This window comes from Cecembia lonarensis LW9 (assembly GCF_000298295.1).
Lineage (GTDB): Bacteria > Bacteroidota > Bacteroidia > Cytophagales > Cyclobacteriaceae > Cecembia > Cecembia lonarensis.
Genome location: NZ_AMGM01000098.1, coordinates 1 through 13,039 on the forward strand (window position 1 = coordinate 1; position 13,039 = coordinate 13,039).

13 protein-coding genes are annotated in these 13,039 nt (G+C 39.6%); 2 read left to right on the forward strand and 11 right to left on the reverse strand.

All coding sequences use genetic code 11. The features are described from left to right. Positions 1-91: 91 nt before the first annotated feature. From B879_RS18230 to B879_RS18245, 4 genes are all read right to left on the reverse strand, one after another. The gene (locus B879_RS18230) at positions 92-1,741 is read right to left on the reverse strand and encodes a sulfatase family protein (RefSeq protein WP_009186689.1); all 1,650 of its coding nucleotides are present in this window, start codon (positions 1,739-1,741) and stop codon (positions 92-94) included. A 177-nt stretch (positions 1,742-1,918) separates the two neighbouring features. After that, positions 1,919-2,203 carry an alkaline phosphatase family protein gene (locus B879_RS21930; protein ID WP_368678978.1) on the reverse strand — a complete coding sequence of 95 codons (285 nt, stop codon included), beginning with the start codon at positions 2,201-2,203 and terminating at the stop codon, positions 1,919-1,921. Positions 2,204-2,221: 18 nt separating this feature from the next. Then, complete coding sequence (locus tag B879_RS21935) at positions 2,222-2,581, reverse strand: sulfatase-like hydrolase/transferase (RefSeq protein WP_009186691.1); 360 nt, start codon at positions 2,579-2,581, stop codon at positions 2,222-2,224. A gap of 55 nt (positions 2,582-2,636) precedes the next feature. Continuing rightward, positions 2,637-3,878: a hypothetical protein gene (locus tag B879_RS18245; RefSeq protein ID WP_157231705.1), complete on the reverse strand. Its 1,242-nt coding sequence runs from the start codon at positions 3,876-3,878 to the stop codon at positions 2,637-2,639. A gap of 506 nt (positions 3,879-4,384) precedes the next feature. On the opposite strand from B879_RS18245, the gene B879_RS18250 reads away from it, so the two are divergent. Beyond that, positions 4,385-5,467, forward strand: coding sequence for a glycoside hydrolase family 43 protein (locus tag B879_RS18250; RefSeq protein WP_009186694.1), 1,083 nt, complete (start codon positions 4,385-4,387; stop codon positions 5,465-5,467). 58 nt (positions 5,468-5,525) lie between these two features. Here B879_RS18250 and xylA read toward each other — a convergent pair whose 3' ends face one another. From xylA to rsmA, 7 genes are all read right to left on the reverse strand, one after another. Beyond that, positions 5,526-6,839, reverse strand: a complete 1,314-nt coding sequence (gene xylA, locus B879_RS18255; RefSeq protein WP_009186695.1) for a xylose isomerase — start codon at positions 6,837-6,839, stop codon at positions 5,526-5,528. 217 nt (positions 6,840-7,056) lie between these two features. Then, positions 7,057-7,455, reverse strand: a complete 399-nt coding sequence (locus B879_RS18260) for an HIT family protein (RefSeq protein ID WP_009186696.1) — start codon at positions 7,453-7,455, stop codon at positions 7,057-7,059. Positions 7,456-7,503: 48 nt separating this feature from the next. Next, positions 7,504-7,977: a transcription elongation factor GreA gene (greA, locus tag B879_RS18265; protein ID WP_009186697.1), complete on the reverse strand. Its 474-nt coding sequence runs from the start codon at positions 7,975-7,977 to the stop codon at positions 7,504-7,506. 215 nt (positions 7,978-8,192) lie between these two features. Beyond that, the gene (locus tag B879_RS18270) at positions 8,193-9,149 is read right to left on the reverse strand and encodes an NAD(P)-dependent oxidoreductase (protein ID WP_009186698.1); all 957 of its coding nucleotides are present in this window, start codon (positions 9,147-9,149) and stop codon (positions 8,193-8,195) included. A 25-nt stretch (positions 9,150-9,174) separates the two neighbouring features. After that, entirely contained in the window at positions 9,175-9,648 is a 474-nt protein-coding gene (locus tag B879_RS18275) for a hypothetical protein (RefSeq protein ID WP_009186699.1), read from the reverse strand. A 6-nt stretch (positions 9,649-9,654) separates the two neighbouring features. Further along, on the reverse strand, positions 9,655-11,022 hold the full coding sequence (gene mgtE, locus B879_RS18280) for a magnesium transporter (protein ID WP_009186700.1): 1,368 nt from the start codon (positions 11,020-11,022) through the stop codon (positions 9,655-9,657). Continuing rightward, positions 11,010-11,792 (reverse strand): 16S rRNA (adenine(1518)-N(6)/adenine(1519)-N(6))-dimethyltransferase RsmA, encoded by a 783-nt coding sequence (gene rsmA / locus B879_RS18285; RefSeq protein WP_009186701.1) that lies wholly within the window; start codon positions 11,790-11,792, stop codon positions 11,010-11,012. Before rsmA ends, mgtE begins: the two co-directional genes overlap by 13 nt. 192 nt (positions 11,793-11,984) lie before the next feature. Here rsmA and pdxA point away from each other — a divergent pair, with 192 nt between their 5' ends. Continuing rightward, positions 11,985-13,010 (forward strand): 4-hydroxythreonine-4-phosphate dehydrogenase PdxA, encoded by a 1,026-nt coding sequence (gene pdxA, locus B879_RS18290; protein WP_009186702.1) that lies wholly within the window; start codon positions 11,985-11,987, stop codon positions 13,008-13,010. Positions 13,011-13,039: the final 29 nt, after the last annotated feature.

Below are 13,039 nucleotides of genomic sequence, written 5' to 3' on the forward strand. Positions count from 1 at the left end.
ATTGCTTTAATGGTTCCGAAATCTACCCCCCGAAATCCCACTTAACTCTGATTTCTCTGTTTCTTGGTTCTAACCACTCTCTTGACACATCTCAATCTCCCCCTACCTTCTTAAAACTCGGGGCCAAACGCTGCTCGGTTCCCCTTAATTTATCCAGGTATTCTTCCAAAAGCTTTTGACTGATTTCTGATGAATCCCCATACTTTTCTCTCAAGGCTTCCAAATCCTCATGGAGTTTCTCCCTTATTTCCTTGTAGGCAGGATCATCATATACATTTTTGAGTTCTTGGGGATCATTCACCCTATCATATAATTCCCACTCATCTACATCATAATAAAAATGGATCAATTTATATTCTTTGGTCACGATGGCATAATGCCGCTTGACCATATGGATGGAAGGATATTCGTAATAATGATAGTACACCGCATCCCTTGTCCATTTGTCTGTTTCTCCAGTCAAAAGAGGCATCAGACTTTCGCCTTGCATGTCCTCAGGCTGAGGAATACCCGCTGCTTCTAAAAAGGTCTGTGCAAAATCGAGGTTCTGCACCAATTCATCCGACTTAGTGCCTGGCTGGATTTTACCGGGCCATGCCACCAAAAGCGGGGTCTTGAAGGATTCATCATACACGAAGCGCTTATCGAACCAACCATGTTCTCCTAGGTAAAAGCCCTGGTCAGAAGTGTATACAATGATGGTATTTTCCATGAGGCCATTTGCTTCCAGATAATCCAAAACCCTGCCCACATTTTCATCCACTGAAGCTATGGTACCCAAATAGTCCTGCATATACCTTTGGTACCTCCAGCGCATTTTATCTTCATCCGTCATGTTGGGAAAAGCCTGGATAAATGCCTCGTTCATGGGCTGATAAACTTTATCCCAATTGGCCCGCTGAGTAAGATTCATCCTGCCCACTTCTCTTTCGAATGCCCCCTTATCCCAGCCAGAGGCATCAGGAATTCCCAGTTGATCCATCACTTCTGGATAAATTTTGGAATCCCCTGCCCAATTCATATGATGTAGCAAATTCATTTCAGCCTCTTTGGCAGCGGTACCCCTTCCTGAATAATCATCAAAAAGGGTCGCGGGTTCGGGAAATGTCTTTTGGGCAAATTCGGCTATATGCCTTTCTGCAGGCAGCCATTCTCTATGGGGGGCTTTGTGTAAATAGGCCAGAAAAAATGGCTGATCAGCTTTCCTTTCATTTTCCAACCAGTCCAATGTCATGTCGGTGATAATATCCGTCACATAGCCTTCCACCTCATAGGTACCCTCATTTTTGGTGATAAATATAGGGTTATAATAAACCCCCTGTCCAGGTAAAATTTTGAACTGATCAAATCCTTTGGGATTGTTTCCAAAATGGAGTTTTCCGAACATGGCGGTTTGGTAACCTGCCTCTTGAAGTAATTGGGGAAAAGTTACATTGGTGGTGTCGAAAGGAAAATGATTGTCTGTTTTTCCGTTGATATGGGTGTGTTTTCCTGTGAGGATGGTAGCTCTGGAAGGGGCGCAGATGGAATTGGTCACACTGGCATTGGTAAACAATATACCCATTTTGGCCACCCGGTCAATATTAGGGGTATGGATCAACCTGTTATCATAAGCGGAAATCGCCTGATAAGCATGGTCATCCGACATGATGAAAACGATATTGGGTCGTTGTTTTGCGGTTTTTTCTTCTGAACAGGAAGAAACAAAAATAATCGACAACAAAAGATATAGAATTCTCATTTCTGATGGAATGTTTATGGGTTTATTTTTTGTAGGATCAAAGACTTGATTTTCAATGCCGTAATTTGGCCTTCTTTCATGTTTAAAGTAAGTAAAACATTACCTTTTTCAAACCTTTTTTTACCTAAAGGAACCAAAGGCCAGTTTTTCTCATATACCTCAGACCTGCTAACCCTATCAGGAGATGGGATGTCCACAGCCAAATTCGGAAATAATGTTAAAATTTTGACCAGGATCCTGAGTAAGGTCAAACAAAGCTTTGTCCTTCCCCTTCATGGTCAATAGGTATTGCTGATTCCTCACAGCACCGGGAATGGTATCAAAATCTCTGATAACATGATGGGTAAAAAAGTACCTGTCCTCCCAATCTTTGCTGTTTTGGATAAGCGGGGTTAAACTCCTTCCGTGCATCTCAACTTCTATTGGAGGCTTGAGATTTGATATATCCAAAATGGTGGGCAAAATATCAATATGACCGGCTCATTCCTTGATAACTTTCGGAGAAAAGCCAGGTACCTTTAGAAAAAAGGGCACCCTTACTCCTCCCTCGTCCAAGTCGGCCTTTTTCCCTTTCATCCCTCCATTATACCGAATACCATTAGGACCATTATCTGTCATAAAGATGACAATGGTTTGCTCCAACTTCCCACTTTGATCAAGGAATTCCATCAACCGCCCCAAATTATCATCAATGTTTTCAACCATTCCATAGACGCTGGCATCTATATCGTTCAGTCCTTTGGCCATATATTTATCAAAATACTGATCCGGCACCTGAAATGGACTATGCGGGGTATTAAATGAAAGCATGCCAAAATATGCATCAGACTTTCGGATCATTTCAAGATAATTCCAAAAATTCCTTTAACAAATTTCTAGCATTGAATAATGCGGGTTAAAATTCATTGACATTCAATTCCTGAAAGAAGAGTATATCTTGATCTTGTGCCATATCATTTTCATCCACAAACCGTAACCTTTGTCTTCCTGTCAATAAAAAAGACCCATTATTTAAAGATTTTAGCTCTAGGTCATAGTATTCTGATTTTAACACCTTACCGGGTTTTTGAGGATCGGGTAGTAGAATTTCCATGTTCATCATTTCAATTTCACCCATAGAGATCAAGGAATAAAATAACTTATCGTCAAATGTATACAAAAAATGATCTTTTTTACCTGTTAAAATCTGTCCATAAGAAAGAGGAATAAACGTTGATTTTTTTGGTAAAGGGATGGCATAATCCCATAGAACATTACCATCAAAATCCAACTGCAAAAAGTGGGAAGAAATAAACGAAAAGTAAATCCTTGGATCTCCCTCTATCAAAATAGGTTGACCTAACTCATTAAAATAACCTTCTACAATAGAAGGGGATTGACCGAACCCATCAGTAAAATTATCTACAATGACCCTTCTTCCTATTGTCAGATCTTTCATCGGATTAAGCTGATAATAGTTGTAATCATACAATCCATCCTTGAGATAAAACGAATTCCCTACAGCTCTGAAATAATCTGAATGCAAAAGATAACCAAATTCATTTTGTATCAAGCCTCTGGATGACAATACACCATTCAATGATTGCCTTCCTGACTTCTGCCACTTTTTTAGACTTTTTTCTCCACCATCCTTTTCAAAACTAAAAAATCCTTTAAGCTCAGAAATTTCAATAATGCTTTTAAATGGATTGATTCCCTGGGACAAATAGCCGGCATAATACCCCTTATATGCGATTTTTTTGGTTTCTCCTATTGTGCCAGCAACAAACGGTAAAGCCCCATCACCTGTAAGCAAAATCTCAATATTTTCAAGGTTTTCATGGGTATGTTCCAGTAATATATTATTGAGTATAACACCTTCATTATTAAGTATTGACCAAAAAAATGACTTGCTATTATCCCGTTTTCTAAAGCTAAAAAGTAGATGAAATTCTCGTGATAATTCATCATGAAAAACTTCCTGAAGCACCATTCCGCGTTGATATATATCATCAACAGTATAAATTTTATTGGTAGTTGTCTCCAGAATTTGTGCCACAATTCTGTATTGGGAAATAATCAAAAATAGGATGCGATCTTCCAATACTTCAAACTCCAAAATCCTACCCTTAATCACATTCTCTAAATCTATTTCCAAAGTTTCCTTAGAATTCGGATCTATGACCAAAAAATAATACTCTTTTAATTCCCTATCTCTACTTTCACACAGAAAATAAAATTTATTCCCAACAGCTTTTGGTTTTCTAATAACATAACTCCATTTAAGCGGTATTTCCAAAAAGGTTTCTTCTGTAAAGTCTTGTTTTGCGAAAAACAGGTTTAGATTGATTTGTCTGGAAGCATCAACTACATTAGATTGAAAGGCGAGGAAATAATTCTCCGATGTTTCAATCCATACAGGTTTTAAACTGAAGTCTTTAAGTGTTTCAATCCTCTTGCCAAATTCGACTTGACCCTGTAATCCAAAACTAAAAAAATGAAAACCAATACGGATATTTCCTTTTTAAAACTTGCCATGTTTTAAAAATAAAAAAAATGTAAAAACGTATAAATTAATTGATAAATTCTTCAATTGTCCTTCATGTGCTACATTTCAAATAGTCGGTTTTAATGCTTATTTTTATAAAAAAACCTATAAAACCTATGAAAAACTTTAAACCCATTTGGTTGATGGTATGCACGCTGGCTTTAGCCTGTGCACCTTCTTCCAAAGATGAGCAGACTGCAGAAAATGAAGAAACTTCCATTTTCCGTCACCAACCCTTAGTCACTCATATGTATACCGCTGACCCTTCAGCACATGTATTTGAGGGCAAAATTTATATTTACCCTTCTCATGACATTGAAACAGGGGCTACTTCAGATGATATGGGCGGGCATTTTGACATGAAGGATTACCATGTCTTTTCTATGGATGAACCTGGCGCAGCAGTAAAAGACCATGGCCCAGTACTAAAATTAGAAGATATCCCATGGGCCAGCAGACAACTTTGGGCACCGGATGCCGCCCATAAAGAAGGCAAATATTACCTCTATTTTCCTGCCAAAGACCAGGATGATATTTTTAGGATTGGTGTCGCTGTAGCAGATAATCCCGCTGGTCCTTTTAAAGCCCAACCCAATCCCATCAAAGGTTCCTACAGTATGGATCCTGCCGTATTTCAGGATGATGACGGAAGCAATTACCTCTATTTTGGTGGCATCTGGGGAGGTCAGTTACAGTGGTTTGAAGATGGAGAATTAGTAGCAGGAAGAAAAGGCCCAACAGATGGCATCCCTGCTCCTGATCAAGCAGCGCTGATGCCAAAAGTGGCCAAGCTTACTGCTGATATGCTTGAAATGGCTGAGAAACCAAAAGATGCCCTGATCGTAGATGAACAGGGAAATCCTATTTTATCGGGAGACAATCAAAGGAGATTTTTCGAGGGAGCTTGGGTACACAAGTACAATGAGCAGTATTACCTCTCCTATTCCACCGGAGACACCCATAATATTGCTTATGCCATAGGTGACAATCCATATGGGCCTTTTGTCCACAAAGGCAATGTATTATTGCCTGTTCAAGGCTGGACCAATCATCATTCCATTGTGGAATTTGAAGGCAAATGGTACCTCTTTTACCATGATACAGAACTGTCCGGTGAAACCCATCTGAGAAATATCAAAATGGCAGAACTTCAATACAATCCGGATGGGACAATTCAGACAATAAATCCCATGAAATAAAAAACCAGCAGAGTGTCCTCTGCTGGCCCTTTCGAAATCTAACTTTCGAATTTCGATATCAAATAAACTCATTCAGGATATTCTCATACAGCTCTTGCTTGCCACTGATTTGCTTAGGTTCTCCTACCGCTAGTGCATGGGCTCTGAGATCTTCCAAAGTCAATTGGCCATTTTCAAATTCTTTCCCCTTTCCTGCATCAAATGAAGCATAGCGTTGTTTTCTCAAATCCAAGTAAGCTGAATCTGTAAGGATTTTATCCGCTATCAATAGTCCTCTTGCAAAGGCATCCATACTGCCGATATGGGCAATAAAGAGATCTTCTAAATCCGTAGAATTTCTTCTTACTTTGGCATCGAAATTCACACCACCACCTTGAATGCCTCCACTTTGTAGAATCACAAGCATGGCCTCGGTAAGCTCTTGAAGGTTAATTGCAAACTGATCAGTATCCCAACCATTTTGATAATCTCCCCTATTGGCATCAATAGACCCCAGCATGCCGGCATCAGCAGCCACCTGTAATTCATGTTGGAAAGTGTGGCCCGCTAGCGTGGCATGGTTGACTTCAATATTGATTTTGAAATCCTTGTCCAAACCGTGCTGTCTAAGGAATCCCACCACTGTAGCGGAATCATAATCATATTGGTGCTTGGTAGGCTCCATTGGTTTGGGTTCGATCAGGAATGTTCCCTTAAAGCCTTTAGAACGGGCATAATCCCTTGCCATGGTCAAAAATTTCGCCAAATGCTCGGTTTCACGTTTCATGTCTGTATTGAGCAAGGACATGTAGCCTTCTCGTCCTCCCCAGAAGACATAATTTTCGCCTCCTAATTTGATGGTGGCATCAATGGAATTCTTTACTTGGGTTCCTGCCCAAGCTACCACGTCAAAGTTGGGATTGGTAGATGCCCCGTTCATGTACCTTGGATTACTGAATACATTAGCCGTACCCCATAGCAACTTAACACCTGTTTCCTTTTGCTTTTGAAGGGCATAATCTGTGATGATTTGCATGCGCCTTTCATATTCTTCGATGGAGTCACCTTCATCCACCAGATCGACATCGTGGAAACAGTAGTATTCAGCGCCAATTTTAGTGAAAAACTCAAAGGCTGCATCCATTTTGTCTTTGGCCCTCTGAACCGGATCTGAATCAGCATCCCATGGTCGGAGCATGGTACCCGGCCCAAATGGATCCGCACCAGTGGCACAGAAGGTATGCCAATAGGCAATGGCAAACTTAAAATGATCTTTCATGGCCTTACCTGCCACCACTTGATCTGGATTGTAATATTTAAATGCAAAGGGGTTCTTTGAACCTTTACCTTCAAACTTTACTTTTTCAATACCTGGAAAATACGTCTTGGACATAAATTTTGGGTTTAAATAGGTCTAAAATGTTTCTACTATTGCTGCAAATTATCCAATTTTTATGAATATGGAAAACGTTTGCATTCCTTTATGATTGACGCTGCTTTCACATTATGGAATCGGTTGAAAACCTGACAAACGGAGAAATCAGGTAATCATTCGAATTAAAATCGGGGATGAGCACTTTTGGGCTTTTTTATAAAGGATAAGAAACTGATTAAGCATCAAATCCCTTCTTTATGGTTTCCGCTATCTCCCCCATCTCTTCAGCAGACAATTTCAATTTCGGTCTGGAAAAATTAATATCCCCTATGCTTCGCAAGGGAATCAGGTGAACATGAACATGTGGCACCTCAAGGCCGATAACGGCCACTCCTACTCGGGTACATGGTATGGTTTTATCAATGGCCTTGGCCACTTTTTTTGAAAAAACATGCAAACCTGCCAAAATCTCGTCCTCCAGATCAAAAATATAATCTACTTCTACCTTGGGAATAACCAAGACATGCCCTTTAGCCAAGGGCATGATATCCAAAAAGGCAATATAATTATCATCCTCAGCCACTATATAGGCCGGGATTTCTCGATTGATTATTTTAGTGAAAATTGTAGTCATGGGATAAAAATAAAAATCCCGATGGAAAAATCCATCGGGAAAAAAGATTTAATATGAAATGTCAAGCACTTCAAACTCTAAGGTTCCGGCAGGAGCATTGATTTGGGCCACTTCACCAACAGATTTTCCTAAAAGGCCCTTTCCAAAAGGAGACCCCAAGGAAATCTTTCCAGCTTTGAGGTCTGCCTCCTCCTCAGACACCAAGGTATAGCTAACAGTCATGCCATTTTTAACATTTTTGATCTTAACTGTACTCAAAATACCAACCTTTGAAGTGTCCAATTTAGAATTATCCATCACCCTCGCATTCCCAACCACTTCCTCTAATTTGGCAATTTTGAGTTCTAACAAACCTTGGGCATCCTTGGCTGCATCATATTCAGCATTCTCACTCAAATCACCTTTGTCCCTTGCTTCGGCAATCTGCTTGGCAATATCTGTACGACCCTTTGTTTTTAACTCATGAAGTTCGTCCTTTAATTTTTTCAGTCCCTCTTCAGTATAATACTGTATTTTTCCCATGATGATAAAATTTATATGGCTATGAAAAATAGAAGAAACGGTCCCGCTAGCGGGACCGTTTCTTCTATTGCATTTTTCTATGTAATGCGACAAAAATAATAAAATTACCTTTACAAACCAATAGACTTGATTCAAAAGAAAACCGGCACTCCTGAATTAAAAGATTATTTTACACCAAATTAACAGGTTGATTTAAACACTTTTTACAGGATCACTTAATTAGAAATCCCTTCCCTGATTTTTTGGGCAAGTACCTCATTGATCCGCTCGTATGATTGAAAGGTCCATCCAGCGATATGCGGACTAAAAATGACATTTTCTCTCGCGGCCAATAAATCGAATTCCCTTTGCTGCTCTAATGAAAAGGTCTGAAACTTCTCATTTTCTAAAACATCAAGTACCGCCCCTTTGATGATACCCGCATCAAAAGCTTGATTTAAGGTAGCAAAGGATACAATTTCTCCCCTTGCCGTATTGATCAAATAAATAGGCTTTTTAAAGCGCTTTAAAAATTCCGGTGTCATCAGGTTATTCGTTTCTGCAGTCAAAGGAACATGAAGGCTCAACACATCTGTTTCTGCAAAAATATCTTCCAATGTGACCTCTTTAATCACCCCACTCCCAAAATGGGATTTGTATTTGTCATAGGCCAAAATATTTACTTCAAAACCCAATAATTTTTTGGCAAATGCTGAGCCCATATTGCCATATCCAATGATGCCGACGGTTTTCCCTTTCAACTCCTCTCCCCTGTTCTCCTCTCTTTTCCAAACACCTCTTCTTACTTCTTGGTCTGCTTTGTTGATATGATTAAACAAAGCCAACAACCCTCCTATCGCGTGTTCCCCAACGGCATCCATATTCCCCTCTGCAGCGTGAAAGAGTTTGATGTTATTCTGATCTAAATATTCCAGGTCAATTTTATCCAAACCTGCACCCGCCCTACCGATAAATCTTAATTTTTTAGCTTTGGTGAGTAATTCCCGGTTAATAGGGGTTTTTGACCGTATCAACAAGCCAAAGTAGTCTTGGATAATCTCTAATATTTCGGGCCTTTTGATTTCCGGCCTATAATCCACAACAAACCCTTCTTCCTCAAACAAAGGAATGATGGATAAATGCATTTCGTCAATGATCAGCACTTTTTTCAGATCTTCAGGAAACTGAGTCATATTTAATGGAGATATTGAATTAATACTAAGCGGCCTGTTTTGTGAATTTTACTCTCTCAGCACCAAGATGCTTGGTAAGTGTGGCTATAATATCCTGTGAATCATCATTACCAAAATACTTGCCCAAAACAACCATTTCATAACCACCTTTTTTAAAATGAATTTTTAGCACAGGTCTTTTCATCAGGGCATTTCTAATTGACCAAATCCCCAATCCCATCATAAGAAGGTAAAAAAGTAAAAGTATCACAGTACCTGTCCAACCTTGAGATTCAGTAAAAAAAGGAAGATTGAATTTTTGTATGGGTATTAAAATAAGGACAGAGGTAATTAACAACAAGCCAATACCAAAGGTATATTTGGGGTGTTTTACCGCAACATCATCTACTATTTCTGCCTTTTCTATTTTTTCCCAATCAATGAATTCTGATTTCGGATACGTAAATTGTATCCCTTGCTCAGAAACTGCATACCAATTTTCCTTCAGTCTTTTAGGCATGATTAATCACAGTTTAAGTAATGACATGGCCACGCCAAAATACACAGCTAATCCCAGAAGGTCATTGGCTGTAGTAATAAATGGACCAGAGGCTATGGCAGGATTGATTCCAAATTTATCCAATACCAAAGGTGTTACTGTCCCCATAAATGAAGCCAGTAATACCACACAGAACATGGCCAACCCAATGGTTAACCCAAATATACTTTCAAAACCATATATGAAGACTACTACTGAAAAAACAAAAAGACCGAGAACAATGCCATTAACAACAGCAATCAAAACCCCTTTGACAAATCTTTGCCATGGGGTATCATTAAATACAGATTTTGAAGCCAGGGTCTGAACTACCAGGGAGGAAGACTGAATGCCTACATTTCCACCTGTGGCAGCTACCAGAGGAATAAATGAAGCCAGGGCAATGTATTTGCTCAAGCCATCTTCAAAAAAACCGATAATCTGCGCACCTAAAAGCCCCCCTACTACACCAATCAGTAACCAGGGAAGACGGGCTTTGGAAATTTTAAAAACTGAATCTGACTCTTCCACATCGGCAGATATACCCGTCATGGCCTGCATATCTTCTTCTGATTGCTCTCTGATCAAATCCAGAATATCATCCACCGTAATTCTTCCCACCAATTTATTCTTGGCATTCACCACAGGAACTGATTCCAAATCGTACTTCCGCATAATTTCAGCCACTTCTTCTCCATCCATATGCGTGGGTACTGAAATCAGATCAGATTCATAAATATTGGAAATCTTGGTATCAGAGGAGGCCAGGATGATTTTCTTCAATGAAACCCTGCCCAATAAATGCTGCTTGTTGTCCACCACATAAATGGAATAAATCTTTTCCACTTTTTCTGCCTGTCTTCTGATTTCTTCGATGGTTTGCACCACATTCCAGTTTTGATTGGCCTTTATAAATTCCTTAGCCATCAAACCACCGGCTGAATCCTCATCATAGCGCAAAAGGTCCAGAATATTGGCGGATTTTTCTTTCTCCTGAAGATAAGAAATGACATCCTCCCGCTCCTTGGTAGGCATGAGGATCAGAATATCCACCGCATCATCAGAATCCATTTTCTCAATTAGACCTGCCAATTCGGAGGGCTGCATTTCCCGGATAACCTTAACCAGGGAATCTTCTTCTAATTCTATAAGGATATCTGCAGCGGTAGATGCTTCCAAAAGCCTGAGGACATATATTGCCTCATCCATATTGAGCTCATCCAATAAGGCGGCTATGTCGGCCACATTGGCTCCATCCAGGGATTCTATGATAAAGTCATTGTCCTGACTTTCTATCGCATCCCGGAGACTTTCCAGATATTCTTTTGATAACTCAAATGACTTTATTGGTTCCAAGATTCCTTCAGTTTTTTTGTCAAGGTAACAAATTCCTGTACATCCAGTTGTTCTGCCCTTTTATCCAAGATAGGGTCTTCCTTTAAATCTTCAGATAACCCCAGGGCCTTGAGGGAATTTCTTAATGTTTTTCTCCTGGTTCCAAACCCTTGTTTGACTACCCTAAAAAACAACTTCTCATCACAGTCCAGCTCCGTCAGATTATTTCTCCTTAACCTGATAACTCCCGAGTTAACTTTTGGAGGCGGGTTAAAGACCCCGGGAGGAACAGTAAAGAGGTACTCTATATCATAATAGGCCTGCAATAAAACAGACAGAATTCCATAATCCTTATTTCCCTTGGGAGAGGCTATCCTTTGCGCCACTTCCTTTTGCAACATACAAACTACTTCTATTACATTATTTCTTTCTTCCAATATCTTAAAAAATATTTGAGATGAAATGTTATAGGGAAAATTACCTGCTACAGCATAAGGGCCTTCCATGATGGGTGAAAAGTCCTTTTTTAAATAATCTGCTTCAATGATCTTATCACCCAAAGTTGGATATTTCTGGTGAAGGTATTTAATCGACTCCGAATCGATATCCACGAGAAAGAGGTCCCAATTGGCCTCCAATAAAAAATCGGTCAGAACACCCATACCAGGGCCGATTTCAAGGACTTTCTGAATTCCCTTGTGGCCGCTGACCGCCTTGGCAATTTTTTCAGCTATCCCCAAGTCGGTTAGAAAATGCTGTCCAAGGTGTTTTTTGGGTTTGACCTTATTCATTGACTTTACTAAGATTATTTTATATAAATTGCAGGTCAAAAATAAGAGAATTCTCCGTAAGGGCTACTATGATTTGAAAACTGATTCTTGACAGCTCCAGATTTGTAATTATAATTGAAAAAGCCTTTACTTGGTCTTTTATATAAAAGACAATCGGAAAATAATAAATATTAACAGGAAGCTTTTAAGTAAATGAACCATAAAAAAAATAAGCCGGTAATAGGAATCAGTATAGGTGATATCAATGGTGTAGGACCAGAAGTTACCATAAAGGCCCTTTTGGACAATAGGTTACAAAGACTCGTTACACCAGTTATCTATGCTCACGGCAAAGTGCTGACATTTTACAGAAAACAATTAGAGCTGGAGGAATTCAACTTCATGCAAATCAGGAATATTGATGAAGTCCATCATAAGAAAGTCAATGTAATTAATGTTCTCGACGAAAGTCCTGAGGTAATACCGGGTGTGGAAACACAAGAAGCCGGTAAATTAGCTTTAGCAGCTCTAGACCAGGCTATAATTGACCTGAAAGAGGGGAAAATTGACGGTTTAGTTACAGCTCCTTTAAATAAAAATAATATCAACAGCCCGGAAAAAAAGTTCATCGGACATACAGAATACCTCACAGAGGCCTTTAATCAAAATGAAAGCCTGATGTTTTTGGTAGCAGAAGATATCCGTGTAGGATTGGTCACAGCACATATGCCTATCAAAAAAGTGGCTGAAAATGTCACCGCTGAAAATATCAAGAAAAAATTGGATATTATGTTGCAATCCTTGCAGGAAGATTTTGGTATTGGCAAACCTAGGGTAGCAGTTTTGGGGTTAAATCCTCACGCCGGAGAGGATGGGCTCCTTGGTGATGAGGAAGAAAATATCATTAAGCCCGTGATCAAAGCATATAAGGATAAAGGGCATTTGGTATTTGGTCCCTATTCATCAGATGGATTCTTTGGCATGATGCACCAAAAAAAGTTTGATGGGGTATTGGCTATGTATCATGACCAAGGGCTTATTCCTTTCAAATCATTGGCCTTTGAAACCGGCGTAAACTTTACAGCAGGATTGCCAATTGTAAGAACTTCACCAGATCATGGAACAGCCTATAATATTGCAGGCAAAAAAGTGGCTGATGAAGGCTCCATGAGAGCGGCTATTCTTCAGGCCTATGATATTATCAGAATCAGGGCAGGTTGGGAGTCAGATGAAGATTAGAGAAAGCCAATGTCTGAAAAATTAAAAAT

Excerpts from the sequence above, each read along its gene's own strand:
- B879_RS18230 (WP_009186689.1), bottom strand. The coding sequence starts at position 1,741 with ATGAGAATTCTATATCTTTTGTTGTCGATTATTTTTGTTTCTTCCTGT.
- B879_RS21935 (WP_009186691.1), bottom strand. The coding sequence starts at position 2,581 with ATGATCCGAAAGTCTGATGCATATTTTGGCATGCTTTCATTTAATACC.
- B879_RS18250 (WP_009186694.1), top strand. The coding sequence starts at position 4,385 with ATGAAAAACTTTAAACCCATTTGGTTGATGGTATGCACGCTGGCTTTA.
- xylA (WP_009186695.1), bottom strand. The coding sequence starts at position 6,839 with ATGTCCAAGACGTATTTTCCAGGTATTGAAAAAGTAAAGTTTGAAGGT.
- B879_RS18260 (WP_009186696.1), bottom strand. The coding sequence starts at position 7,455 with ATGACTACAATTTTCACTAAAATAATCAATCGAGAAATCCCGGCCTAT.
- greA (WP_009186697.1), bottom strand. The coding sequence starts at position 7,977 with ATGGGAAAAATACAGTATTATACTGAAGAGGGACTGAAAAAATTAAAG.
- B879_RS18270 (WP_009186698.1), bottom strand. The coding sequence starts at position 9,149 with ATGACTCAGTTTCCTGAAGATCTGAAAAAAGTGCTGATCATTGACGAA.
- B879_RS18275 (WP_009186699.1), bottom strand. The coding sequence starts at position 9,648 with ATGCCTAAAAGACTGAAGGAAAATTGGTATGCAGTTTCTGAGCAAGGG.
- rsmA (WP_009186701.1), bottom strand. The coding sequence starts at position 11,792 with ATGAATAAGGTCAAACCCAAAAAACACCTTGGACAGCATTTTCTAACC.
- pdxA (WP_009186702.1), top strand. The coding sequence starts at position 11,985 with ATGAACCATAAAAAAAATAAGCCGGTAATAGGAATCAGTATAGGTGAT.